16 protein-coding genes are annotated in these 23995 nt (G+C 55.7%); 13 read left to right on the top strand and 3 right to left on the bottom strand.

Annotated elements, in window-relative coordinates; genetic code table 11:
- The first annotated feature begins 14 nt into the window (after positions 1-14).
- From M3089_RS11775 to M3089_RS11835, 13 genes are all read left to right on the top strand, one after another.
- A complete protein-coding gene (locus tag M3089_RS11775; RefSeq protein WP_205108241.1) occupies positions 15-617 on the top strand; it encodes a 50S ribosomal protein L25/general stress protein Ctc in 603 nt (200 codons plus the stop codon).
- Entirely contained in the window at positions 617-1186 is a 570-nt protein-coding gene (gene pth, locus M3089_RS11780; protein WP_249084299.1) for an aminoacyl-tRNA hydrolase, read from the top strand. The genes M3089_RS11775 and pth overlap by 1 nt, the downstream gene beginning before the upstream one ends.
- On the top strand, positions 1187-1606 hold the full coding sequence (locus M3089_RS11785) for an RNA-binding S4 domain-containing protein (RefSeq protein ID WP_205108239.1): 420 nt from the start codon (positions 1187-1189) through the stop codon (positions 1604-1606). It begins immediately after the preceding gene.
- A 39-nt stretch (positions 1607-1645) separates the two neighbouring features.
- Positions 1646-2755, top strand: a complete 1110-nt coding sequence (locus tag M3089_RS11790; RefSeq protein ID WP_249084300.1) for a hypothetical protein — start codon at positions 1646-1648, stop codon at positions 2753-2755.
- The gene (gene purN / locus M3089_RS11795; RefSeq protein ID WP_249084301.1) at positions 2755-3327 is read left to right on the top strand and encodes a phosphoribosylglycinamide formyltransferase; all 573 of its coding nucleotides are present in this window, start codon (positions 2755-2757) and stop codon (positions 3325-3327) included. The genes M3089_RS11790 and purN overlap by 1 nt, the downstream gene beginning before the upstream one ends.
- 304 nt (positions 3328-3631) lie before the next feature.
- Entirely contained in the window at positions 3632-3895 is a 264-nt protein-coding gene (locus M3089_RS11800) for a hypothetical protein (RefSeq protein WP_249084302.1), read from the top strand.
- 82 nt (positions 3896-3977) lie between these two features.
- Positions 3978-4667, top strand: coding sequence for a queuosine precursor transporter (locus M3089_RS11805; RefSeq protein WP_205108235.1), 690 nt, complete (start codon positions 3978-3980; stop codon positions 4665-4667).
- Positions 4668-4706: 39 nt separating this feature from the next.
- Positions 4707-5198, top strand: a complete 492-nt coding sequence (gene queF / locus M3089_RS11810; RefSeq protein ID WP_249084304.1) for a preQ(1) synthase — start codon at positions 4707-4709, stop codon at positions 5196-5198.
- A gap of 121 nt (positions 5199-5319) precedes the next feature.
- Positions 5320-7590 (top strand): patatin-like phospholipase family protein, encoded by a 2271-nt coding sequence (locus tag M3089_RS11815; protein ID WP_249084306.1) that lies wholly within the window; start codon positions 5320-5322, stop codon positions 7588-7590.
- A gap of 343 nt (positions 7591-7933) precedes the next feature.
- A complete protein-coding gene (locus M3089_RS11820) occupies positions 7934-9709 on the top strand; it encodes an oxaloacetate decarboxylase (protein WP_249084308.1) in 1776 nt (591 codons plus the stop codon).
- A gap of 235 nt (positions 9710-9944) precedes the next feature.
- Positions 9945-10490: an HDIG domain-containing metalloprotein gene (locus M3089_RS11825; protein WP_249084311.1), complete on the top strand. Its 546-nt coding sequence runs from the start codon at positions 9945-9947 to the stop codon at positions 10488-10490.
- A 920-nt stretch (positions 10491-11410) separates the two neighbouring features.
- Positions 11411-14338, top strand: coding sequence for a putative LPS assembly protein LptD (locus M3089_RS11830; protein WP_249084312.1), 2928 nt, complete (start codon positions 11411-11413; stop codon positions 14336-14338).
- 41 nt (positions 14339-14379) lie between these two features.
- Positions 14380-16641, top strand: a complete 2262-nt coding sequence (locus M3089_RS11835; RefSeq protein WP_249084313.1) for a cation:proton antiporter — start codon at positions 14380-14382, stop codon at positions 16639-16641.
- Between the two features lie 117 nt (positions 16642-16758).
- Here the strand turns inward: M3089_RS11835 and M3089_RS11840 are convergent, their stop codons facing one another.
- The 3 genes from M3089_RS11840 to M3089_RS11850 form a co-directional block, all read right to left on the bottom strand.
- Positions 16759-18753 (bottom strand): FG-GAP repeat domain-containing protein, encoded by a 1995-nt coding sequence (locus M3089_RS11840; RefSeq protein WP_249084314.1) that lies wholly within the window; start codon positions 18751-18753, stop codon positions 16759-16761.
- Positions 18754-19207: 454 nt separating this feature from the next.
- Positions 19208-20869 carry a RagB/SusD family nutrient uptake outer membrane protein gene (locus tag M3089_RS11845; RefSeq protein ID WP_249084315.1) on the bottom strand — a complete coding sequence of 554 codons (1662 nt, stop codon included), beginning with the start codon at positions 20867-20869 and terminating at the stop codon, positions 19208-19210.
- A 13-nt stretch (positions 20870-20882) separates the two neighbouring features.
- Positions 20883-23990, bottom strand: coding sequence for a SusC/RagA family TonB-linked outer membrane protein (locus M3089_RS11850; protein WP_249084316.1), 3108 nt, complete (start codon positions 23988-23990; stop codon positions 20883-20885).
- Positions 23991-23995 lie beyond the last annotated feature (5 nt).

Here is a 23995-nt window from a genome sequence, read left to right on the forward strand (position 1 = left end):
GTAACACTTACAAGATGAAAGAAATCGAACTTAAAGGCACAAAGCGCACCGAGACAGGCAAGAAGGCCACAAAGTTGCTGCGCAAGGAAGGACTTGTTCCGTGTAATGTTTATGGCGAGAAGAAGGGTGAGAACGGGCTTCCCGAAGCTCTGTCGTTCGCCGTTTCAATGCGCGACCTCCGCAAGATTGTCTACACGCCCCACATCTATGTGGTCAACCTCGTCATCGACGGCGAGAGCCACACGGCTGTGATGAAGGAACTGCAGTTCCATCCGGTTACCGACCAGGTGCTGCACGTAGACTTCTACGAGGTTAACGACCAGAAGCCAATCACCATCGGCATCCCCGTCAAGCTCAACGGACTGGCTCAGGGTGTGCGCGACGGTGGCCGCATAAACCTCTCTATACGCAAGATCAACGTTACTGCTCCCTACCAGGTTATCCCAGAGCATCTTGACATCGACGTCACTTCGCTCCAGTTGGGCAAGAGCATCAAGGTGGGTGACCTGAGCTTCGAGGGCCTCGAGCTGGCTACTCCGGCAGATGTGATCGTATGTTCGGTTAAGGCCACACGTGCGTCTCGTTCGGCCGCCGCAGCAGCTGAAGCAGGTAATTGATGGATAAGTACTTGATTGTTGGGCTGGGCAATGTCGGACAGAAGTACGACATGACCCGCCACAACACAGGATTCATGGTATTGGACGCTTTTGCAAAGGCGTCCAATATTGTTTTTGACGACCGCCGTTACGGCTTTGTGGCCGAGACCAGCCTGAAAGGGCGCAAGATATTCCTGCTCAAGCCGACCACGTTCATGAACCTCAGCGGCAACGCCGTGCGCTATTGGCTGGCCAAGGAGAAGATAGACGTCGAGCGGATGCTCGTCGTTGTCGACGACCTGGCCCTGCCGCTGGGCTCGCTCAGGCTCAAGGCATCGGGCAGCAATGCCGGCCACAACGGCCTGGGCAACATACAGTCGGTGCTTGGCACCGAGCGCTACTGCCGCCTGAGGGTGGGCATAGGCAACGACTTCCCCCGCGGTATGCAGGTGGAGTGGGTGCTCGGGCGCTACAGCGACGAGGAGATGAAGGCTCTCGCCCCGGCCATCGACACGGCATGCGAGATGATAAGGAGCTTCGTGCTGGCCGGCGTCGACATCACTATGAACCAATACAACAAGAAAAGATAGATGGCAGAAGAGGCAAGGATAGACAAATGGCTGTGGGCGGCGCGGATATTCAAGACGCGCTCCATCGCTGCCGACGCATGCAAGAACGGCCGCGTCACGGTGGGCGGCACCAACGTGAAGCCCTCGCGCATGGTGAAGGTGGGCGAGACGGTGAGCGTGCGCAAGCCTCCCATCACCTACTCGTTCAAGATATTGCAGGCCATAGAGCAGCGCGTGGGGGCAAAGCTAATACCCCAGGTATACGAGAATGTGACCACGCCCGACCAATACGAACTGCTGGAGATGACCCGCATAAGCGGGTTTGTCGACCGGGCCCGCGGCACAGGCCGCCCCACGAAGAAGGAGCGTCGCTCGCTCGATGCGTTCATCGGCCCGTCGCTCGAAGGCTTCGACGACTGGGACGACGATGGTGACTATTGATTTGAGACAGTCGTAATAATTAAAAACTTTCTTACTAATATGAAAAAAATCAAGGATCTTGTGTTGGCCCTGTTGGCCGTTGCCATGCTCTCGTCGTGCATGTCTGACGGCAATTCCTATGCCGGATTCTTCGGGGTCAACGCCAATGGCGGCAGGCCCGTCTATGCCAACACGGCGTATGCCTTTCTTACTTTCGGCTCTTACGGCGCATGGCACATCGACCAGGAGTCGGGGGCCGATTGGTGCAAACTAGACCTCATGCAGGGCAATGGCGGGGCGTTCTATTCCATACCGGCCCGGTTTACGCTCAACACGACGGGCGAGTCGAGGGTGGCCCGCTTCGTTGTCAGGGACAACAGCAACGGCGACGACGCCTACGGCACGTTCTATTTCTCGCAGTATGCCACCCGCGGCGACGGCAGCCTGGGCAACGCTTCGCTCGTGACTGGCATCAGCGGCGACGACGGCAGCGCCATAACGATAGAGTATGACACGCTTTGCCGGCCGACGTTGCTCGTGATGGAGAAGAACGGCGAGCAGCTTCGCAGGCTGACCATCGGCTATCATACCAGCGACTCAACGGTGTCGGTGAGCGACGGTTCGTCGACCCTCACCGGCGTCTATGACCTTGGATACCAGACCGACCGCCTGCAGTCTGACCGCGACACCGTGGGATACTATGAGCAAAGCTTATTTGCCGGCGACGCCGATGCCTTCAACGTGGAGGAGCACAAGTGGGGCGGCGAGTACACGGTGCAGGCATTGCTCTATACCAACGGAAGCCTGCGCGACGGCAACCCCGACGGCGAGTATGTGGCCGACAGCCTGCGCTACCAGCGTGGCAACGCCGAGGGAATTGTCTATCGCGAGATGCTCAAGCTGAGTTACAGCGACAACAGCAACCGCTGCCAGTCGGTAGACGTCAACCAACTGCTGCTCGGCATAGAGGAGTGCAACCCCTACCAGCTCGTAGCCATGTTCCGCGACGCCCGCAACAGCAAGATAATCTCTGAGGCATCTGCCGCCGACGGCAAGTTTGTTGTTGAGACAACGCTCAACTCCGACAAGAGTGTCAGCACCATGACCGTCACCAACAAGCAGGGCGCCAAGGTGAAATACACGTTCACTTACTCCAGCACTCTGCCCTGATGGTCAACGTAGCGATATTCGTCTCGGGCAGTGGCACCAACTGTGAGAACATAATCCGCCACTTCAGCGGCAGCGGGTCGGTTCGCGTTGCCCTCGTGCTGAGCAACCGCGCCGATGCCTATGCCCTTGTGCGCGCGTCGAACCTGGGCGTGCCCACCGCGGTCATGGCCAAGGCTGATTTCGCCGACGAGGCCAAGCTCATGGGACTGATGGACAGTCATCACATCGACTTCATCGTTCTGGCCGGCTTCCTGCTCATGGTGCCGCCTTTCCTCACGGAGCGCTATCCGCGCCGCATTGTCAACATACACCCGGCGTTGCTGCCCAAGTATGGGGGCAAGGGGATGTATGGCCACCATGTCCACGAGGCGGTGAGGGCGTCGGGCGACACCGAGACGGGCATCACCATACACTACGTAAGCAACGTGTGCGACGGCGGTGAGATAATATTCCAGGCCAAGACCCCGGTCTTGCCTACTGACACCCCCGACGACATAGCTGCCTCGGTTCACAAGCTCGAGCAGCTGTATTTCCCCGAAGTGATTGAAAGGGTGATAGGCGAGGTGTTCTGACTTTATTCTCAGGCGTACGACATTCAAGCAATGCAAGGGCGTGAAAGCATATTTCACGCCCTTGCTGCGTTGTGTTTCCGGCCTATGTCTTGTCCATTGTGACTTCGCTGACGCAATGTGGCGTTCATGGCGTCACGCCGTTTCTTTGCCCTTGTCCGGCCCTTTGTTTCTGTTGTTGATGGCATTGCCATGCAAGCGGGGGGCCATGTTGTTGGGCTCCAGTGGCTCAGCCCTGCAAGCGCTTTCCACATTATATTATATGCGTTTGTGGGATATCAGCCTGCTGTAGGCGTGGTAAAAGAACATGGCAGGTGACATTCCGCCTTTCATTGGCAAGTTGTTGGGAGCTCAACTTCAGGCAAAGGCTGAGGCGTTGTCGTCCATGTTGTGGAAAGAGCAGGCAATATTCTCTGCAGCTTTTGCCTGTGCATCTCAATGCAATATGGCATGGCTGGTTGGCAAACCGCGGCACAAGAAGCATGGAAAAACATTTAAAACAGGCGTTCATTTGGGGCTTGTGGAAAAGTATTTGGCTAAAGGTTGCAAGATGCTGGAAGTTTTTTCGTAACTTTGTGCGCTTAAAATAGTGTGATCATCCCGCCACGGTGGCGGGTGGAGTGCTTGCCTAACCTCCATCAATAAAACAAGGAATGAACAAGAAAAGAGAACAAGTGAGTGTGCTGTTCATGCTGTTCGGCATACTGTTTTGCGTTTGCCTGATAACGGCAAACGTGCTTGAGACAAAGCAGATGGCCTTCGGGCCGGTGACGATTACCGGCGGTTTGCTGGTGTTCCCGGTGTCATACATCATCAACGACTGCGTTTGCGAGGTGTGGGGATTCCGCCGGGCGCGGCTGCTAATATGGGTTGGCTTCGCCATGAACTTCCTTTTCGTTATGTTCGGGGCCTTGGCCGACGCCATTCCCGGTGCCCCCTATTGGGATAACGACGAAGGGTTCCATGCCGTGTTCGGGCTCGCGCCTCGTGTGGCGGCAGCCTCGTTTGTGGCTTTCCTGGTGGGTTCGTTCATCAATGCCTACGTGATGAGCCGCATGAAACTGTCGCAGGGAGGCCGCCATTTCTCCGTCAGGGCGGTGGTGAGCACCGTGCTCGGCGAGTCGGCCGACTCGGTGGTGTTCTTTCCTCTTGCCCTTTCAGGCGTGGTTCCGATGAGCCAGATGCCCTCGCTAATTATCTCCCAGGTGGTCTTGAAGACCCTTTACGAGGTGCTGGCCCTGCCGCTCACCATCCGCGTGGTGGGCATCACAAAGCGGCATGAGGGCGAGGATGTCTACGACAACGGCATCAGTTACAATATATTTAATGTGCGCAACATCTGATGAAGCGCCACGACAACATTATAAAACATACTTAAGGCAATGGCTGATTCAGGCAACAGGACAACCGAAGGGCTGCATGCTCTCGGTTCGAAAACAAAATATTCGATGGACTATGCACCGGAAGTGCTTGAGACTTTCGTCAACAAGCATCCGGAAAACGACTATTGGGTGCAGTTTAACTGCCCCGAGTTCACTTCTCTCTGCCCGATAACCGGGCAGCCGGACTTTGCCGAAATACGCATAATGTATATCCCGGGAGAGCGCATGGTGGAAAGCAAGAGCCTGAAACTATACCTGTTCAGTTTCCGCAACCACGGCGATTTCCACGAAGACTGCGTAAACATAATAATGAAAGACCTCGTAAAGCTCATGCAGCCCAAGTACATCGAGGTGACCGGTCTGTTCACTCCGCGCGGCGGAATAAGTATCCATCCATATGCCAACTACGGCATGCCAGGCACCAAGTATGAGGCTATGGCAGAGCGAAGGCTGGAATCCTATGGCGGAACGCCGGTTCCGTCGAGGCCGTAGAGGGGGCTGTCGGCAAAATGCCGGCAGGCCTTTGCGCACAGCAAGTGCCCCGCCAGCCCATCTGGCGAGCCTCAGGAGCTGTTTAGGCCGGAGCCATTCACCAAACATATAATAGTTGTATATGCCGGTAATACACCAACATAGAGCATGCATCGCCAGCGTGTCAAAGTCGCCATGTCTGTCATCACGTGGTGGCTTGAGGGCGTTGTCGCTGCTCATAGCCGCTCTTTTCGCTCTATGCTCGTTTGCCGGCGAACGCAAGAAGGTGGCGGTGGTGCTCAGCGGCGGTGGCGCCAAGGGCATGGCCCACATCGGGGTCTTGAAGGTGATTGAGCGCGCCGGCATACCCGTCGACTACGTCGTAGGCACCAGCATGGGCGCAATAGTGGGCGGACTGTATGCCATCGGCTACGACGCGCCTACGCTCGACTCACTCGTGCGCTGCCAAGACTGGCGCTACCTCTTGTCCGACATGGTTGAGCCACGCAACCAGAGCATGCGTGAACGATACAACCAGGGAACCTACCTCTTGTCCCGTCCCATCATCCGAACCACCGGCCTGATGCCCGAGGGCGGGCTTGTATCGGGCCACAACCTCTCAAACCTCTTCTCGTGGCTCACCGTTGGCTACCACGACTCCATCGACTTCAGGAACCTGCCCATACCGTTTGCCTGCGTGGCTACCGACATGGTGGACTACTCTGAGGTGGTTTTCCGCAGCGGATGGCTGTCGCAGGCCATGCGTGCGAGCATGGCAATACCCGGCGTCTTCACCCCGGTGAGGATTGATTCGATGGTGCTTGTCGACGGAGGGCTGAAGAACAACTACCCCGTAGACGTGGCCCTTGACATGGGCGCCGATGTAGTGATAGGCGTGACGCTGCAGAAGCCCGCCCGCTCATCAAAGGAGTTGAACACTGCCGTCGACATTATCATGCAGCTGGTAGACTTCAGTGTGAAGAACAAGTTTGACGATAACGTAGGCCATACAGACGTGCAGATAGCCGTAGACACCAAAGACTACTCGTCGAAGAGTTTCTCGCCAAGCGCCGTCGACTCGCTGATAACCCTCGGCGAGCAGGCCGCCATGGCCCAATGGGATTCGCTCATGGCCCTCAAGCGCGCCATAGGGCTTGACTCTTCTTACGTGCCGAGGCGCTTGCACCGTGCGGCCGTGGTATTCAAGCCTCAGCGCATGAAACTCGCCGAGGTCGACTTTGAAGGTGTGAACCAAGCGGACAGCAGCTACATCACGCGCAAGTTCGGACTTGTCGAGGGCGACAGCGTAAGCCATGAGACACTCGAGAGCGTCATGGTGTCGCTCCGTTCAGACCTGATGTACTCATCGGCAGAATACTCACTGCGCCAGATGGCAGGCGGCTATTGGCTCCGCATCGTGGCCGGAAGGCGCAAGATGACCCAGCTCAACCTTGGTGTGAGGTTCGACACGGAAGAGACCGTGGCCCTGCAGGCCAACAGCGACTTCCGGCTGCCTATCCGGCTGCCTGTCGAGGTGTCGGTAACCGGCAGGCTCGGGCGGCGCTACATGGCCAACGTGTCGGCCACGGTGATGCCAGCCAACAGGCGCAACTGGACGCTGGACTACACATTCCGCTACAACGACATCAACATCTACAACGGCGGCAAGCGCGACTTTAACGTGACATACGATTACCATTCGGTAAAGTTGGGCATAATAAGCTTCAACCTCCGCAACTTCACCCTCGACCTGGCCGCGCGCTGGGAGAACTTCAATTACGGCACAATGCTCATCGGCGACGAGTTCAGCGGCATGGTGTTCGGCGACGAGCATCTGTACAGCTACAACCTCTGGCTGCACTACAACTCAGAGAACGACCGTTATTTCACCACCCATGGCGCTTCGCTCGAGGCCGGCTACTCAATGTATACCGACGACTTCGTCCACTACCGCTCGTCTTCCCCCGTCCATGTCGTCAACGGACGGTGGCGTTTTGCCGTGCGGCTGACCGACCGCCTGACGCTCCAGCCGGCCGTGTATGGGCGCATATTGCTCGGCAACGAGATGCCGTGGTGCCTGAGCAACTTCATTGGCGGCGACTATGCCGGCCATTACGTGGAGCAGCAGCTGCCCTTTGCCGGCATCGGCAACATCGAGGTGGCCGACAACGCCTTTGTGGCTACAGGCATAAAACTGCAGCAGCGCATCATGGACAACAACTACCTGATAGCCCGTGCGGCGTTTGCGCTCAACTCAGGCAAGATACGCAATCTCATTGACAGCCCGCTGTTGCACGGTTACCAGCTGTCGTGGGCATACAATTCCATGTTCGGCCCCGTCAATGCAAACATCGGTTACTCGAGCAAGACGCGCCGCGTGTTTTTCTACCTCAACCTCGGCTATGAGTTCTGACGCAGCCCGCTGAGGGCTCATATTGCGCCGCATTAATGCCCGGCGGCAGTGCACCGGAATGCCAAGCCGGGGTGGCAGAACCACGCCACATACTGTTTGCATTGTATCTTTTACCGATTTATTTACAACCGACAGGCAAAATAAACGCCTACCTTTTATGCTTTTCAAATAATAATTCCTATATTTGCAATCGGATAGGCCATTGCGCCATGTGCCTTCAGATTACCCTCTGTGCACTTGGGTTAATGTCTTTCCGCCAGCCACGTGGCCGCACGATTGCCAACCAATGAATCGCTAGTGCGGCCGGTGGGTAAGTATCACGGTTTAAATTAAGGAAAAGGTTATGAAGAAAAGAATCCAGTTCAGTCTCGTTTACCGCGACATGTGGCAATCTTCCGGAAAGTTCCAGCCACGCAAGGACCAGTTGGAGCGCATCGCTCCAGTCATAATTGACATGGGCTGCTTTGCCCGTGTGGAGACCAACGGCGGTGCATTTGAGCAAGTCAACCTGCTTGCCGGTGAGAACCCTAATGCAGCCGTGAGAGCATTTTGCAAGCCATTCAATGAAGTCGGCATCAAGACCCACATGCTTGACCGCGGCCTCAATGCCCTGAGAATGTATCCTGTGCCCGACGACGTGCGCCGTCTGATGTACCGGGTGAAGCATGCCCAGGGTGTCGACATACCCCGAATATTCTGCGGTCTCAACGATGTGCGCAACATCATACCGAGCATCAAGTGGGCAGCCGAGGCCGGCATGACCCCCCAGGGCACGCTCTGCATCACCACATCGCCCATACATACGGTTGAATACTACAGCAACATAGCCGACCAGCTGATAGAGGCCGGCGCCCCCGAGATATGCCTCAAGGATATGGCCGGAATAGGTCAGCCGGCCATGCTGGGCGCCCTGACCAAGGCTATCAAGACAAAGCACCCCGACATAATCATACAGTACCACGGCCATTCGGGCCCCGGCCTGTCCATGGCCTCAATACTTGAGGTGTGCAACAACGGTGCCGACATCATCGACACGGCCATCGAGCCGCTCAGCTGGGGCAAGGTTCACCCGGACATCATATCTGTGCAGAGCATGCTAAAGAACGAAGGCTTCGACGTTCCAGAGATTAACATGAACGCATACATGCAGGCCCGCTCGCTCACACAGGAGTTCATCGACGAGTGGTTGGGCTATTTCATCAACCCGGCCAACAAGCACATGTCTTCGTTGTTGCTCGGTTGCGGACTGCCCGGCGGCATGATGGGCTCGATGATGGCCGACATGGGTGGCATACGCAACGTCATCAACGGCATATTGCGCGGCAAAGGCGAGAAAGAGCTGAGCATGGACGACATGCTGGTCAAGTTGTTCGACGAGGTGGCCTATGTATGGCCTCGCGTTGGTTACCCGCCACTGGTCACGCCGTTCTCGCAGTATGTAAAGAACATCGCCCTGATGAACCTGCTCACCCTGACCCAGGGCAAGGGCCGCTTCGTGATGATGGACGACTCAATGTGGGGCATGATACTCGGCAAGAGCGGCAAGGTGCCCGGAACCATCGACCCGGAGCTCATCGCCCTGGCCGAGAAGCAAGGCCGCAAGTTTACAGACGACGACCCGCACACGCTGCTGCCCGACGCCCTCGACGGCTTCCGCGAAGAGATGCAGAAGAACGGGTGGGAGGCAGGACCCGACGACGAAGAGCTCTTCGAACTGGCCATGCACCCCGAGCAGTACCGCAACTACAAGAGCGGACAGGCCAAGAAAAACTTCCTTGCCGACCTGCAGAAGGCCAAGGACGCGCGCCTCGGCTCACAGCTGACGCCCGAGCAACTGGCTGCCCTGAAGCATGCCAAGGCCGATGCCATAGTGGCCCCGTTGGGCGGACACCTGTATTACGAGTTTGGCGGCGCCAGCGAGTGCGCTCCTTGCCTCGAGCCGTTCATCGGACAGCACTACAAGGAGGGCGACACCTTCTGTTACATCCAGGCCAAGTGGGGCGAGATTGTGCCGGTGCCATCCGACCTCGGCGGCAAGCTGGTTGAGGTAACCGCACGCCAGGGAGCCAACGTTCGCCGTGGCGACATACTCGGCTGGATAGAGCGCGACAAGGATTAAAGCCCGGCTGTGGCCGGCGCAATGAAGTCGGGAACCGTGCCTTGCGGTGTGTGGCTGCAGCCTGTCATGGGGCTGCCGTGCGGCGTCGGGCCGCATGATGCCACACTGCGCGGGGCGGTTCCCGGCTGCCGTCTTTGCCCGGCTGCCGCGATATAGTCTGCCAAAGGCTGCTACAAGGAGCTGCAGGCTGCAGTTAACAGTTGACAAAAACCAACATACAGCAATCATATCAGTTATGCAATCACAATTTGTGACAGACATCATAAACAAGTGTTATCCCGAAGACAACGAGTTGCGCAGGCTGTTGTTGAGGCACAGCCGCGACGTTGCCGACCGCGCCTTGGCCATAGTGAAGAAGCACCCCGAGCTGGGTCTCGACGCCCAGTTTGTTGAAGACTGCGCCATGCTTCACGACATTGGCATCTTCAAGACCGACGCCCCGAGCATCCACTGCCACGGAACGGAGCCTTACATACGCCACGGCATTTGCGGGGCAGCCATAGTAAGGGCAGAGGGATGGCCCGACTACGCCAGCGTGTGCGAGCGCCACACCGGGGCAGGCATAAGCCGTAGGCAGGTAGAGGAGCAGCGATTGCCGCTCCCGCCACAAGACTATCTGCCGCTGACGCTTACGGAACAGGTGGTTTGTTATGCCGACAAGTTCTTCTCAAAGTCGCACCCCGACCGTGTGCGCACTGTCGATCAGGCAGCCAAGAGTCTGTCGAAGTTTGGTGACGAAGGCTTGGGGCGGTTTATGCGGTGGGCCTCGATGTTTGAGTGACGGGGGCTTGTTTCAGCCCCCACTGGCGGCCCTTGCCTTCCGCTTGCCTCCCGTTGCGGTTGGCGGAGTTGACAGTCAAGGGCCTCGCCAGGCTGCCATCCCACGTTGAGCAAGGCCATACGGTTGTGATGGCCTTGCCCGTTTATAGCCCGCGTGCAGCCGCAGGCCAATGCCATGTATGCCATCCTGCCTGCGGCCGTGCCTCCCGCCAGCCACCATCCCATAGCCTGTCTCTTGCCGGCAACCATGCCTTGCGGTGGCCCGTTGCTCCTTGGGCCACATGGGCGGCCAATCACGGCGGCAACACAATGCAATTGTTGCGGGAACAGGCAAACCGCTCTGTTGCGCTGTTTTTCCGGCATCTTAAGTCCACCCGGCAAGCGCTTTCACCTACGACTTTCCCTTCAGTCTTTCTGCATCAGTGCCGTCGGTTTTCAATATGTGCCGTTTGACATTGCAATATGGCCCGTTTTGCACCACCGAACGGGCCGTTTTGCAAGGCCATACGGCCCGTCTTGCGCCCAGGCTCGGTTGGCGGCCCTGCCACGGGCCGCCCCGGTGGTCTGCCGTCACGCAGCCCGCTTGCCATCAAGGCGGTAGCGTGGCGCAATGATGTGGCTGTGCCATTTCCAAAATAGCCGCCCGGAAACCTCCCCAAAGCCATTGTTCCCCCACAGCGTCAGCATGGCCGCCTGGTGAATGTGATTGCATTTTGCCAAGCCGCCAAATAGCTCCCGCTCCCTTGCCGGCAACCGGCGCGCCGTCTGTGCCCATCGGCTGCCGTGGCCAATGCCGTCGTGGCTGCCGCCCGCGGGCCGTGGCGCAGCACGGCGTTGGGCTAAGTCAAAACCGCAGGCTCATTAACGTTAAATATTTGAAAGCAATGTGTTATTCGCCATTTTATAATTAATTTTGCAGCCGTGAGAAAAAAGACATTGATATTTTTGATGCTTTTCGCCTTCATTTTTGTGATGGCGGGGGTGCCGCTTGCCCCGATGGGCAGGTCGGTTCAGGGCGTGTCGGCCCCCGATTCAGGCAGCAAGGCAGGCGACTCACTTGTGCTCAGGCATGTGGCCCCTGTGTCGCTTTACGACAAGGGCGCCCTGGCATCGCTGCAGGGCGTTTCAGTCAGCATACCCACGGCCCTCGGCAGTGACGCCGCCGCCCAGGGCCCCGACACAACAAAGATGGACTCGCTGCAACTGGCCATATACCATCATAACAAGGCTATCGACGACTCACTGGCTTTCGATAGCCTTAACCGTCAGAAGAAAAACGGCATCGACGCCCCTGTTGTCTACTCGGCCGAAGACTCACTGATATACGAAGGCGCCACGGGCCTGGCCTATCTCTTTGGCGATTCTCACGTGAAATATGAGAACATGGACCTCACGAGCGAGAAGGTATACATGTCGATGGACAGCAGTCTGGTGCATGCCACCGGCGCACGCGATTCGTCGGGTGCCATGTTCGGCACCCCGGTGTTTGTCATGGGCAGCGACACCTACGAGAGCGACACCATGGCTTTTAACTTCAAGACAAAGAAAGGACTCATCAACGAGGTGTATACGGCCCAGCAAGACGGATTCCTGACCAGCGAGCTGTCGAAGCGGGCATCGTCGGGCGAGCTTTTCCTGCAGCACGGCCGCTATACCACCTGCGACCAGCCACACCCCGACTTCTACATAGCCCTGTCGAGGGCAAAGGTGCGCCCGGGCAAAGACGTGGTGTTCGGCCCGGCATACCTTGTCATCGCCGACGTGCCGCTGCCGCTTGCCGTGCCCTACGGCTTCTTCCCGTTCACCAAGAGCTACTCAAGCGGATTCATCATGCCGACCTATGGCGACGAAACCGAGCGTGGCTTCTATCTGCGCGACGGAGGCTATTACTTTGCCATCAGCGACAAGATGGACCTCAAGTTGCTTGGCGAAATATACACCAAGGGCTCGTGGGGACTGTCGGTCGCCTCCAACTACCGCAAGCGCTACCGATACAGCGGCAGCTTCTACGCCAGCTACCAGAACACAATCAACGGCGAGAAGAACATGCCCGACTACTCAAAGCAGACGAGCTTCAAGATACAGTGGAGCCACCGCCAAGACGCCAAGGCCAACCCCTTCCGCACGCTGTCGGCAAGTGTCAACTTCGCCACGAGCAGCTACGAGCGCAACAACCTGACCAGCATGTACAACCCGCAGAGCTACACGCAGAGCACGCGTACCTCGTCGGTCAGCATGACAAACACATTCTCAAACATCGGGCTGACGCTGAGCACCACCATGAACCTCAACCAGCGCATGCAAGACTCAACCATCTCGCTCACGCTGCCCGACCTGAACATCTCGCTGAGCCGCATATACCCATTCAAGAGAAAGAAGATGGCAGGCAAGGAACGGTGGTACGAGAAGATATCGCTGAGCTACACCGGACAGCTGAGCAACTCTATAACGACAAAGGAAAACAGGCTGCTGCACTCCAGCCTTACGCGCGACTGGCGCAACGGCATGCAGCACAACATACCCATCAGTGCCAATTTCACGCTCTTCGACTATCTGAACATCAATCCGCAGTTTACGTTCACCGACCGCATGTACACCAACAAGATAATGCGTTCGTGGGACACGGAGAACCAGCGTGAGGTGACCGACACCATCGACGGATTCTACAACCTGTACAACTGGCGCCTCAGCGTGTCGGCATCTACCAAGCTCTACGGCATGTATGTGCCTTGGCGCAAGCTCTTCGGCGACAAGATTGTAGCCATCCGCCACGTGTTCACGCCGCAGGTAAGCTTCAACTATGCGCCCGACTTCGGCGCAAGCCGTTACGGCTACTATGAGACTTACCAGCGCACTGACGCCGACGGAAACGTGTCGCTGGTGGAATACTCGCCGTATTCCAACGGGCTCTTCGGAGTGCCGGGCAGGGGCAAGACGGGAAGCATATCGGTAGACATATCTAACAACATTGAGATGAAGCTGCGCTCCGACGACGATTCAACCGGGTATAAGAAGGTGAGCATCATCGATGAGCTTGGGGCGAGCATGTCGTACAACATGGCTACCGACATCAGGCCGTGGAGCGACCTGAACACCCGGCTGCGCCTGAAGCTGACAAAGAACTACACCTTCAACCTGAACGCCACCTTCGCCACATACGCCTACGAGCTCGACGAGAACGGCAACCCGCGCGTGAGCGACCACGTGACGCGCTACAGCCAAGGCAAGTTCGGACGCTTCCAGGGCATGTCGCAAAACATATCCTACACCCTCGACAACAACAAGGTGATGAACTTCATAAAGTGGCTCAAGGGAGAGAAGGTGAAGAAAGACGACGATGAAGACAAGCCCGCCGAGGAGGAAGAAGACTATCTCGACCCCGAGACCAACGAGGACAAGACCCTGCAGGAGGGTCAGAGGGGGGCAAAGAAGAAGGATGCCGGAAAGGCCGAGACCGATGAGGACGGCTACATGAAGTTCAGCATACCATGGTCGCTTAGCTTCGGCTATGGCATATCCATGCGAGAAGACGTGGGTGGCAACTTCAACTACGACAAGATGCGCTATCCCTACGCGTTCACCCAGACCCTGAACTTCAGCGGCAACATACGCCTCAGCGACGGATGGAACATCAGCTTCTCGTCTGGTTACGACTTTGAGAACAAGAAAATATCCATGACCACGGCATCACTCGGCCGCGACCTGCATTGCTTCAACATGTCATGTTCGGTTGTATTGTCGCCATACACAAGCTATAACTTCTCGTTCCGCTGCAACGCAGCCACGCTCACCGACGTGCTCAAGTACGACAAGCGCAGCAGCTACAGCAATGCCGTGCAGTGGTATTGACACTACCGGAAGGGGTGTCCCTTTAATTACAATTTGCCGTTATGTCCGAATTAGATCCGCTGATAAAGGACCTTGCGCTCATTCTCGTTGTGGCAGGCATCGTGACGCTGGTCTTCAAGCGGCTCAAGCAGCCGTTGGTTTTGGGTTACATCATGGCTGGCTTTGTGGTCAGTCCGCAGTTTCCTTATACAATATCTGTTGTCGACATTGACAACGTTAGGGCATGGGCCGACATCGGGGTGATATTCCTGTTGTTTGCGCTCGGCCTCGATTTCTCGTTCAAGAAGATTCTGAAGATGGGCATGGCCCCCGTCATCGCAGCCTGCACAATCATATTCTGCATGATGGTGTCGGGCATGACCGTTGGCAAAATGTTTGGCTGGACACACATGGACTGCATTTTCCTCGGCGGAATGCTGGCCATGAGCTCTACCACCATCATCTACAAGGCATTCGATGACATGGGTTTGCGACAGCAGCGTTTCACCGGTCTGGTGATGAGTGTGCTCATTCTCGAGGATGTGCTGGCCATAGTGCTCATGGTCATGCTGTCTGCCCTGGCCCATGGCAGCAGCCCCGACGGCGGCGAGATGATAGGCATAGTGGTGCGCATACTGTTCTTCCTTGTGCTGTGGTTCGTGGTTGGCATCTTCCTCATACCAATGTTCCTGAGGCGCATGAGGGGCGTCATCAACGACGAGACGCTGCTTGTGGTGGCCTTGGGCTTGTGCTTCCTCATGGCCGTAGTGTCGGCCGAGGTGGGCTTCAGCAGCGCTTTCGGTGCGTTTGTCATGGGCAGCATACTTGCCGAGACGATAGAGGCTGAGAAGATAATAAGGGTGGTAGAGCCCGTCAAGAACCTGTTTGGGGCCATATTCTTCGTGTCGGTGGGCATGCTGGTCGAGCCGAGCGTCATTGCCGAATATGCGGTGCCTATAGTGGTGTTGGTGCTTGCCATACTCCTGGGGCAGGCCGTGTTTGGCTCGTTTGGCTATCTCATAAGCGGCCAGCCGCTGAAGACGGCCATGAAATGCGGTTTCTCGATGGCACAGATAGGTGAGTTTGCATTCATCATCGCCTCGCTCGGCCTGTCGCTCGGCGTCATAGGCAAGTTTCTCTATCCCGTCGTGGTGGCCGTGTCGGTGATAACCACATTCCTCACGCCGTACATGATACGTTTTGCCACGCCTTGCTACACGCTGATGGAGCGCCGCTTGCCGCCGCGGGTCATTGCCACGCTCAACGGCATCACGCTGAGCCGCCCTTCTACGTCGGCCGCAAAGAGCAAGTGGAAGAGCCTGCTCACCCAGATGGCAACCAACACGTTGGTATACTCCATACTGTCGTTTGCCGTGATATTCCTAATGTTCACGTTCTTCCTGCCGTTTGTCCGCCATTTGCTTGTAGGATGGCACTGGACGGCAAACTTCATCTGCGGGGCAATCACGGTGATGGTCATGTCGCCATTCTTGCGTGCCATGGTAATGAAGAAAAACCACAGCCGCGAGTTTAAGGCGTTGTGGGCCGAGAGCCGCAAAAACCATCTGCCGCTCATATTCACCGTTATTGTACGCGTGGCCGTGGCCTGCTCGTTCGTGTTCTACGTTTGTAATTATCTCAGCCGGTTTACCAATGCGCTTATGATAACCATTGCCTTGGCGGTGGTTGTGCTTATGGTGCTTTCGCGGGGGCTTAAGATGGAGAGCATCAGGATGGAGCGTATGTTTGTGCAGAACCTGCGTTCGCGTGACATTGAGGCCCAGGTGCGCGGCCGCAAGCGCCCGCTTTACGAGGGACATCTGCTCGACCGCGATGTCCACATGGCCGATTTGGACATTCCTGCCGCTTCGACGTGGGCAGGCAAGTCGCTGCGTGAACTTGAGTTGCGCAACCGGTTCGGGGTTCATGTGAGCAGCATACTCAGGGCAAACAGGAGGCTGAACATACCCGATGGCCATTCGGTGGTTTTCCCCGGCGACCGCTTGCAGGTGATAGGCAGCGACGAGCAGCTGTCGGCCTTGGCTAAGGCAATGAGGCAGGAGGTCTATGGCGACGACGCCGACATGGAGAAACGCGAGACCAAGTTGAGGCAGATGGTGGTCACGGCCGGCAGCCCATTGCTCGGAAAGACATTGCGCGAGAGTGGCATACGCGATGTCTACGGATGCCTGGTAGTGGGCATCGAGGAAGGCAAGGAAAACCTTTCGCAGCCCGATCCGTCGCGGACTTTCGCCCTGGGCGACGTCGTATGGATAGTAGGCGAGGACGATGCGCTCGCCAGGCTCATGCACAACGATGGGTGAGCGTACACGCAGCATAGGAAAGAGGCAGAGCCACGGCTCTGCCTCTTTCCTATGCTGCGCCTTGCGCCCCTTGTGTTTGCGTTGCCCACAGCCAACGCATGGGGTGCGGCTGCTGTTTTATTTCACGACCTTAGTCGTCTTGTTGCCTTGCTTTACTATGTATATGCCGCGTCCCAGGCCTTCGGTGGTGTTGCCCATGTACACTCCGTTTACATCGTATACAGTGGTCGTTTCATCCTTTACGGCTTGTGCGCTTTGTATGCCTGAGGATATGCTGATTTCTGCCTTAGTGAATTCGCTTGTCGTCCAGTCGTTCTTCACTGTCTGCACACCTACCTCATAGTCGCCGTCGGGCACAGAGATGGTGTAAGCCATCTCGGCCGGATTGTCGCTGCGCAGCAGTGCCTGCAGGCTGTGGAACACTTTCAGCTTGCCTGTCTCGGGGTCGGCGGGGATGATCATCGACATTGCGCCGGTGGCCTTGTTCTTAACATATACGTTGTAGGCGTTGCCCAGTTCAAACTCGTCGCCGACGAACCTCACTGTCAGCTTGCCGTTTTCTGTCGACTCGGCTTTTACGTCTGTCGGTGCGACGGGAGCCTGTATGTTGTCGGTGCACAATCCGTCGTAGTACTCGTAAGCAGTGCTGTTCGAGCCGGCTATGCTGAATCCGTAGCCATCGCCGATGAGGTCGATGGCACCGTCGCCGTTGAGGTCGGCAACCTCATAGGCTCCTCCGTCAAAATGGCGCAGCGTCTGTTGGAGTGAGAACGTGCCGTCGGGGTTCTGGAACTGTATTCGTGTTCCCCACTGCTTGTTGTCTACGTTGGTCCATCCACCGTCGATGATGTCGACAAGCCCGTCGTGGTTGATGTCAACAAGGCGGAGTGTAGACTCGGCCGAGCCGTAAATGCCGTTGCCGGCATCGACAGAGCTGAGTGTGAAGTTGAAGTCGCCGTCGCAATTGTTTAGGAATATGTCGCCGCGCTTGGGGCTGTTGGGTGTCGGGTCGGTGCCGAACGAAACGATGTCGAGCCATCCGTCGTTGTTTACGTCGGCCAATGCGAGGTCGCTCTCGTATACAGGCACGAACGCCTTGCCTTTCAGGTCGAGCTCCTGGAACGTGCCGTCACCGTTGTTCTTGTAAATGTAGAAGCAAGGGCCGTCGTTAGAGTAGCCGCTGGCCACGATGTCGAGCCAGCCGTCATTGTTGAGGTCGCCCATGATGGTGGCACCGTGCGACATGGGCTTTGCTATCATCGTAGGCTTCATGGTGCCCGATTCCACGTCGGCCTCAAACAGGTCTGTGGGCATTGGGTTCTGCTCGTAGGGTATGGGGTTGAACACATGCTGCTCTGTGAAAGTGCCGTCGCCGTTGTTCTTGTAGAGTGCCAGCAGGCGTTTGTATTGCATCACCCGTCCGTCATCGCCATCCTCGGCCCAGCGCTTCATGCACTGAATCAATATGTCTGTATAGCCGTCGTTATTGTAGTCGCCGAACGACAATGACGAGTTGTTCATGCTCGGCAGGTTCTTCTCGTTGTCGCCGGTGGGGAACGTGCTTATGTCGGCGAACGTGAACTTTCCGCCTTCGTTTTTCATCAGGTAGGTGTAAAAGCCCTTCTGGTCGCCAACATTCTCGGCCGGCTCAAATCCCATCTCGTTTTTGCCGGTGAGGTAGAGGTCGAGCAGCCCGTCGTTGTTGAAGTCAAGCCAGCGCCCGTAGTTGAATGTCGAAGGCGGCAGGCCGAGCAACGACGAATAGTCGCCCTCGGGCGATCTTGCGCCGATATACCTGGACCATGTCCACTTGCCCGGAGCGGTGCTTTGGTAAAGGTAGCCGCTGGTGAGCCAGTTGAGGTCGAGCTTCTCTTTTGTCTCGGGGTCTTCCCATGCCCATTTTGAATCGGCGCCCTCAAATCCCTGGCCACCGTAATAGAAGTCGGGCGTGCCGTCGTTGTTGACGTCGCCTATGATTGGCGTGCTACGGTGAACAGGTGACAGTTCGGCCGACTTCTCTTCGTTCAGCTGGAATACCTGCGCTTGGGCAGACGCTGTTGCCCCGAGCGCCATTGCTATAAGCAATGAGTTTGTCAATGTAGAATGTTTCATAACAATGCTGTTTTATGTTACAATTATTTATACGTTTCAGGTAGTGTACGTTTGGGTTTCTGCTGCAAAGCTATCAAATAAAAGATATATTTGCCGCAACTATTGTTGCGAAAGATGCAAAGGATGTGTCTAAATTCCGATAAAACATATTTGGTAAGACAAATTTTGTATTTCGGGGCTGTTTTTCGGCAATTTGAAGTTGCTGCCGTCTGCCAGCGGTTATGATTTGTGTTGTGGCTGATTCAAGTGTTTGCGTGCTGGTGGGGAAGTGGGCAGGCCAGTTACGCGGCTTGTGCATTGTCCCTTGGATTGCCCGCAATCATTCGGGCCATATACCTTTGCGCCTTCATAGCGGCTGGCGCCGCAGCGGCGATGCAGGTATATGGCCCGGTGGTTAAGTGAGCAATGTGGGCGGATGTGGTCCGTTGCCGTCAGCGTAAGTTGGGGTGTCTGCCTATCTTGCAAACCACGCCGATATGTTCATAAGCCTTTGTTTCATGGCCTCGCTGTCGGCATGTTTGGCCGCAACCTTCTCTGCCATTAGTGCGGGGTGGTCATGGCGGTGGTGTGAAATGCGAAGTAGGTCGAAAAACCTGTTGCCTTCGAAGCATGTCTCGGCAGCCATCTCATTGAGTATGGCCTTTTCAACAAAGTCGGTAGTGTCGGCATCTGCCGGAATTACGTATTGCTCCCTGTCCCATACAATGCCAAGTCCAAGACCCCTTGCCGCCGTGCCGATGTTCTGGTCGTATTGTGCGGCTTGGAAATTGATGTATGCCGGATAGCGTTTAACCTCGTTTGAGTCTACCCTGTGCTGTATGGTGTCATACATATTTTTGTTCAGTCCGTACTTGAGAACGGCGAAAGCTGTTGTGGGATAGCCGGCGCGATTGATGGCTTCGGCATATCTAAGGTATATGGTTGACGGGCGCACCATGGCCAGCGACAGTAGGGGGCGTTGTTCGAGCGCGTCGGTGACCGTTCCGCTAAGGTTGTTGTAGAACTTTGTGATTACCATTTCTTGTGGGTTGGCAGCCGGCAGCTGGGCCAGGTCGGCATGCCCGAAGGCGTCGGCCGTCAGTGCCCCTGAGGCCATTTCGGCCGCCCCTCGCAAGTCGCCGTTGAAGTAGCGCGATATAGCCTGCCCATTGTCGGTGTGGAAATGCGTCCTCGACATCATCCATTCAGTAAACTGAGCTGCAGGCAACAGGCTTGGTTTATCGCTGTATGTGAGCTTGCGCATCTGGCTGTGTGTGGCACGAAGATCGGAGTTGAATATCTGTCGGGTGACAACATCGTTTTTGTAGGCCTGCATATTGCCCGTCTGCAAGTTCTGCCTTGTGGCCGACTCCCACGTGTTGGCGTATGTTCTGCTTACCACGATGTTGCGGTTCGCAATGAGGCTGTAATAAGCCTCGGCGGCTTTGTCGTACATATTATTATAAAGGTATAAGTCGCCGAGCAGCATCTTTGTCGGGTAAAACAGTTCTGTAGACGTCCAGTTGTCTATCGTTCCGTAGTCGAGCGGTCGTGCATCGGCTATGGGGCTTATGTCGGCAATGAGTTTCTGTGACAGTTCGTCGATGCCGATGTTTGCGTCAGCCGGAACCATGCTGCCAATCGAAGTCAAAGGCATTGTGAAATAATTCACCCTTCCGAAGATCAGTGCCATCTGCCAGTAAGTGTAAGCTCTGAGCGTCTTAACCTGTGCGTACTCCGGCATCATCACTTTGTTCTGGCCTTCAGTGATGCTGGTGTCCATGCGTGCAATGATATAATTGCAATTGTTTATTATGGAATAAAAGTCGCGGGCAATGGCATAACTGTTGTCTGCCGCGAAGCTGATGTCGTTTATTTCCTGCAGGTCGGTCGATGCATATTCGTTGTCGACAGTCATCAGGTCGCCACGCAACTCGCCCATGATCAATATCCTGTCGGCCACTTGCTGCAACTGAGCCAAGACCCCTATGACAGAGTAAATGGAGTCGTTAGGGTTGTTCAGTTCGTGCTGGTCGTCGTAAGCAATACGGCCGGATTCAGTGTCCATCATGTCCTCGCAGGCCGTGGCACAGCAGATGAGGAATATGCCGCATATTACGTTTATTATCTTTTTCATATCGTTTGCTACGTTAAAGGTTAAGTTTTATTCCGAGGTTATACGTGCGGGTCTGTGGCATGAGGCCGGTGTCAATACCCTGGCAAAGAGCTTGCGACCCATAGAAGAACTCGGGATCGGTGCCCAGGTATTTGGTCATTGTGAAGACGTTGGTTACAGATGCCCACACCTGGACGCCTTGGATAAACCTTGGCTTGACTGGCAGGCTGTAGCTTAGGCTCACCTGCTTCAGCTTGAGGTATGACGCATCTTCTATCCAACGGTCGCTGAACCTGCTGTTGCCCATAGGGTCGCCATAGGTGGCCCGTGGGATGTCGGTGGCTTGACCGTCGCCCGTCCATCGGCGAAGCATGGCTTCACTCTGGTTGTTCAGCGAGCTGCCGTTCTCCATCTGCTGGCGCATGGCGTTGAAAGCGTCGTTGCCCAGCGAATATGTGAATATCGCATCTAACGAAAGGCGTTTCCAATTGACGTTGAAACCAAACGCGCCATATATGTCGGGATTGGGGTCGCCGATGATGGTCATGTCATGTTCGTCAATGATGCCGTCGACTTTGATGTCGGCAAAATGCATGTCTCCGGCGCCGAATCTCAGGTTGCGACCGGTATTGTCGACAACAGACAAGTTAGCTTTGCTTGCATCTTCCATGTCAGTAAATACGCCTTCAGACTTGTATCCGTAGAACACACCAAGCGGGTTGCCTTCGGCAGTGAGCACGTTAGCGCCCATGACATTTGTTATGAAGTTGCCGTCGGTCAACCGTTCCACCTCATTCTTATAGTGTCCCATGGTCACATTGGCGTTTAGCTGCCAGTCCTTGGTTTCTACGATCCTGCCGCCAACGCATACTTCAAAGCCGCGGTTTCTCATGCTTCCGTCGTTGGTCCAATAGTTTTGCAAGCCATATTCCTCGCGGAGCTGTTTGCGCACGAGCAGGTCTTTGGTGGTGGAGTCGAAGTAGTCGGCGCGTACAGACAGGCGGTTGTTGAGCAGGAGCATGTCGATTCCTACGGTAAACGTGCCCGTGTGCTCCCATTTCAACTTGTCGTTGCCGATGTTGCTAAGTGCCAAGCCTTTGGCCAGTCCGGCATAGCTTATGGCTTCAAAGTAGGTGCGGGTGGCTGCTGAAGGCAGGTCGTCGTTGCCTGTGATTTCATATCCTGCATGTAGCTTCAGGAAATTGATGCCTTTCACCTTGCGCATGAACTTCTCGTTGGTTACCACCCATGCTGCATTGAACGACGGGAATACGCCCCATGCCACACCTCCGATGTTAAGTCCGCTGCCTGATTTGCGGCCAAATCGACTGTTGGTTTCCATGGCTGTCTGTACGCCGGCAAAATAACGGTTCTTCCAGTCGAAGTCGGCTTGTGCGTACCACGCCATGTCCCGCCAGTCTTCGTTGACACCATCGATTGTGCGAAGGTTGGCATTGGTTACCGACAGGCTGCGCAAATTGTCGCTGCCTGTGTTGTAGCCTTGCCCGTAATCACTCTCAAATGTGTTGTTGATGAATCTGTAGCCGCCGGTTATCTTGAGGTTTGAAGTATTCGAATTGATGGCATTCCAGTCTGCATGAATGTCTACTGTCAGGGTCGAGTGGCGAGTCATCAGTGAGGCTATGCTGTTGTCTCCTTGGGCATACCAGTCGCCTTGTGCGTTGACAAGCTGTATGGCAGGCAGTCCGAAGTCGGGTGTAAACTTGCTTTCCTTTATTTTGTCCCAAGAGAATCCGACGAGGGCCGACAGACTTAGGCGGTCGTTGAATGTGTAGGTAGGCGCAAGAGTTGCGGTGAAGCGGTAGTTCTTGTTCTTGCCTTCCGAGTTGTCTGTTACAGCCATTGGGTTGCCAATGCCCAGCTCGTCTACGTCAGCCAGTCGGTCGTACATGTTGCCTTGCGAGTCGAATTGGTTGGGGCTGTACAGCGGCGACTTGATGTAAGCCATGTATCTGGGCGATGTCTCACTGAGGATGCCGTCATCAAAAATGTTCCTTGTAACTTGGGCAAATGCTATGTCGGCACGCGTCTTCAGTTGTCTCGTCAGATTTATGTCACTATTGAAGCGCACGTTGAGCCTGTCGAAATTAGTATTGCGCACGTAGCCGTCATTGTGTGAATAGCCGAGCGAGAAAGAGTAGAGGGCAATCTCATCGCCGCCGCGCACGGATATGCCGTAGTTCTGCGTCATGGCCGTCTGTCCAATCTCGTCGTTCCAGTCGGTGTTGTTGTGGTTGGCGTTATAATACGATTTTGTCGGGTCGTCGTCCATGAACTGGAAGTTTCTGTCCTGTCCTGGCATTCCTCCGATTAGGTCGGTGGCAAGTATACGGTAAGCGTTGGCGTTGAGCATGGGCAACGTCTTGCCTTTTTGCTTTATGCCCATAGACAGGTTTACTTCTATTTCGGTAGCCATGTTGTGGCTGCGTTTGGTGTTTATGATTATGACGCCGCCTGCCGCCTTCGCTCCCCAGACGGCGGTTCCGTTCTTTAGTATCTCAATGCTTTCGATGTCGTCGGGTGAGAGCAGCGACAGGGGATTGCTGAAATACCCTTCGCAAAGCGAGCTTATGTTGTCGTCCGACTGCCATATCTGCCCGTCGACAATGAAGAGCGGCTGCGACTTCATGTTGATGCTGTGCATGCCCCTCACAAACATTGCCATGCCGCCGGCATCAATGCCACTGTGGCTTATTGCATTCACGTCGCCAAGCAAGTTCATCTGTATGTTCTCGTCTGCTCCCACGGTTGCCGGGCGCATCGATTGGGTCTTGGCTGTTGTATAAGCGCTAAGTGAGTGCTCATTATATGCCGGGTTGGCTTTGGTTGTAGGCTGCATCTTGATTGACAGACTGTTGCGCCCCAATATGGGGACAAGCTGCTGGTCGAACCCTGGAGCCTCGATGCGCAAGATTCCCTCCAGCTTGCTGACATTGAGCTCGAAATTACCGTCTTCGTCGCTCATGGCCACATTGTCTGTGCCGATGAGAGTGATGCGGCTGCCTGCAAACTTTTCTCCGGTGTTGCTGTTGGTCACCGTGCCTTTTAGGTTTATCTGTGCAATGGTTGCCAAAGGCAGCGACGAGCAAAACAGAGCTAAGGTTATATATCGTATGTTCATTGGTT

Origin of the sequence: Marseilla massiliensis (assembly GCF_023336985.1) — a bacterium.
GTDB lineage: Bacteria > Bacteroidota > Bacteroidia > Bacteroidales > Bacteroidaceae > Prevotella > Prevotella intestinigallinarum.

What these genes read in the sequence shown, in the direction of transcription:
- M3089_RS11775 (WP_205108241.1), top strand. Translation starts at nt 15, where the DNA reads ATGAAAGAAATCGAACTTAAAGGCACAAAGCGCACCGAGACAGGCAAG.
- pth (WP_249084299.1), top strand. Translation starts at nt 617, where the DNA reads ATGGATAAGTACTTGATTGTTGGGCTGGGCAATGTCGGACAGAAGTAC.
- M3089_RS11785 (WP_205108239.1), top strand. Translation starts at nt 1,187, where the DNA reads ATGGCAGAAGAGGCAAGGATAGACAAATGGCTGTGGGCGGCGCGGATA.
- M3089_RS11790 (WP_249084300.1), top strand. Translation starts at nt 1,646, where the DNA reads ATGAAAAAAATCAAGGATCTTGTGTTGGCCCTGTTGGCCGTTGCCATG.
- purN (WP_249084301.1), top strand. Translation starts at nt 2,755, where the DNA reads ATGGTCAACGTAGCGATATTCGTCTCGGGCAGTGGCACCAACTGTGAG.
- M3089_RS11800 (WP_249084302.1), top strand. Translation starts at nt 3,632, where the DNA reads ATGGCAGGTGACATTCCGCCTTTCATTGGCAAGTTGTTGGGAGCTCAA.
- M3089_RS11805 (WP_205108235.1), top strand. Translation starts at nt 3,978, where the DNA reads ATGAACAAGAAAAGAGAACAAGTGAGTGTGCTGTTCATGCTGTTCGGC.
- queF (WP_249084304.1), top strand. Translation starts at nt 4,707, where the DNA reads ATGGCTGATTCAGGCAACAGGACAACCGAAGGGCTGCATGCTCTCGGT.
- M3089_RS11815 (WP_249084306.1), top strand. Translation starts at nt 5,320, where the DNA reads ATGCCGGTAATACACCAACATAGAGCATGCATCGCCAGCGTGTCAAAG.
- M3089_RS11820 (WP_249084308.1), top strand. Translation starts at nt 7,934, where the DNA reads ATGAAGAAAAGAATCCAGTTCAGTCTCGTTTACCGCGACATGTGGCAA.
- M3089_RS11825 (WP_249084311.1), top strand. Translation starts at nt 9,945, where the DNA reads ATGCAATCACAATTTGTGACAGACATCATAAACAAGTGTTATCCCGAA.
- M3089_RS11835 (WP_249084313.1), top strand. Translation starts at nt 14,380, where the DNA reads ATGTCCGAATTAGATCCGCTGATAAAGGACCTTGCGCTCATTCTCGTT.
- M3089_RS11840 (WP_249084314.1), bottom strand. Translation starts at nt 18,753, where the DNA reads ATGAAACATTCTACATTGACAAACTCATTGCTTATAGCAATGGCGCTC.
- M3089_RS11845 (WP_249084315.1), bottom strand. Translation starts at nt 20,869, where the DNA reads ATGAAAAAGATAATAAACGTAATATGCGGCATATTCCTCATCTGCTGT.
- M3089_RS11850 (WP_249084316.1), bottom strand. Translation starts at nt 23,990, where the DNA reads ATGAACATACGATATATAACCTTAGCTCTGTTTTGCTCGTCGCTGCCT.